The 1,952-nt window shown below is 65.9% G+C and carries 2 protein-coding genes; one reads left to right on the top strand and one right to left on the bottom strand.

Annotation, left to right across the window (positions count from 1 at the left end; all coding sequences use genetic code 11):
- Positions 1-1,096, top strand: a 1,096-nt coding sequence (locus EN969_RS28800; RefSeq protein WP_127419614.1) for an ATP-binding protein, incomplete at its 5' end; no start/stop codon positions are given.
- Between the two features lie 52 nt (positions 1,097-1,148).
- Here EN969_RS28800 and EN969_RS28795 read toward each other — a convergent pair.
- On the bottom strand, positions 1,149-1,952 hold an 804-nt coding region (locus EN969_RS28795), incomplete at its 5' end, for an ATP-binding cassette domain-containing protein (protein ID WP_127397490.1).

The raw sequence follows: 1,952 nt of genomic DNA, 5'->3' as shown, positions 1-1,952 counted from the left end.
CATCCTCGTCGGCCGGCTGTCCAAATTCGGCATCACCGATGCACGCGTGCGCCGCGATCCGGCGACGCGCGAGGCCGACGACGCGGACGGCACGACGCCAGGACCCGACATCGGCCAGGTCGAGCGCGACCTTCTGGTGCTGGCCGCCGACTTCGCCCAGAGCGACAAGCTGACGGCATCGCTGCGCTTCGCCGACGGCCAATGGCTGAATTTCACCGAACCGATCACGCCCGTCGGCCCGATCCTGAGCTTCGACAGCCTGCCGCTCTATTCGCTGATCGCAGGGCTGGTGGTGATCATGTCGATCTGGTCGCTGCGCCGGCTGACGGCGCCCTACCGGATGATGGAAACCGCCGTGAACCGGATCGGCAAGGATCTGAAGAGCCCGCCGATCGCCGAGGGCGGCAGCCGCGAGGTGCGTGCCGCCGCCAAGGCGATCAACGCCATGCAGGCGAGGTTGCGCGAATATGTCGAGGACCGCGAACATCTGGCGGCGGCACTGGCGCATGATCTGCGCACGCCGATGACCAGAATGCGCCTGCGCCTGGAGCTGTTGCGCAAATCGGCGGTCCGCGAGGCGCTGGCGCACGACCTCGCCGATGTCGAGAGCATCGCCAGCTCGGTGATCGACTTCGCCACCTTCGAAGTGACCGAGGAAAAGAACGAACGCATCGACTTCTGGTCGCTCGTGGAATCGATCGCCGACGGCTATGACGACGTCTCGTTCGACGACGAGACCCGTTCGCGCGGGCTGATCTGCATGGCGCGGCCGGTCGCGCTCAAGCGCTGCGTCACCAATCTGGTGCAGAACGCGGTCACCTACGGCAAGAAGGCGCATCTTTCGCTGCGCCGGTCGGAGGACATGATCCTGCTCACCATCCGCGACGAAGGGCCTGGCATACCGCAGGCGCAGATCGACGCCGTGTTCGGCTCGTTCGTGCGCCTCGAACAATCGCGCAACCGCCAGACCGGCGGTCTTGGTCTCGGCCTGACCATTGCCCGCAACATCGCGCGCGCCGCAGGTGGCGAGATCCGCCTGTCCAACAATCCCGGCGGCGGCCTGCTGACGCAACTGCGCCTGCCGCTGGCGGCATAAAAACAAGGCGCGCCCGGTCGCCGCGCCTCGCCGCCGTTGGATTCCGGAGAAACTACCGCCGCAACACCGCGCTCAGCACGTCGCGAATGCCGATGGCGCCGACGAAGCGCGACTGGTCGTCAAACAGCGCTACCGGAGCGGTCTGCGAACGGTGCATGGCCAGCATGACGGTTTTCAGCGAGGTGCCGGGATTGGCCCAGAACACTTGCGCGGCTTCCTCGGATTGGCCTTCGACGTCGGCGCACGACACCCAGACCGCCGGCTTGCCGTCGCGTTCGGCCGCCGCCACCAGCCCGTGATCGTCGATCTTGAAGCGCGTCGTCTTGCGGCGGTCGAGCCAGACCCAGCCGTCCTTGCCGTGCTCCAGATCACGACGGTCGCGCATCACGTTCCAGGCGGTCAGCACCGACAGCGGGTTCACATTGGCGATGAAGTCTCGGACATAGTCGTTGGCGGGCCGCAGCACGATGTCTTCGGGCGCGCCGGTTTGCACGATGCGCCCACCCTCCATGATGGTGATGTGGGAGCCGATCTTCAGCGCCTCCTCGAGGTCGTGGCTGACGAAGATGATGGTCTTCTTCAATTCAGCCTGCAGCTGCAGCAATTCGTCCTGCAGCTTGGTGCGGATGAGCGGGTCGAGCGCCGAGAACGGCTCATCCATCAACAGGATCGGCGCCTCGGTGGCGAAGGCCCGCGCCAGGCCGACGCGCTGCTGCATGCCGCCCGAAAGCTCATGCGCATATTTCTTCGACCACTGGTCGAGATTGACCAGCTTGAGCTGGCGTTGGACGCGCTCCTTGCGCTCGGCTTCTGGGACGCCGGCCAGTTCGAGGCCGAGACCGACATTCTCCTCCAC

The organism is Mesorhizobium sp. M7A.F.Ca.CA.003.01.2.1 (assembly GCF_003998945.1).
GTDB classification, from domain to species: domain Bacteria; phylum Pseudomonadota; class Alphaproteobacteria; order Rhizobiales; family Rhizobiaceae; genus Mesorhizobium; species Mesorhizobium ciceri.
This window is presented reverse-complemented; position numbering and strand designations above follow the sequence as displayed.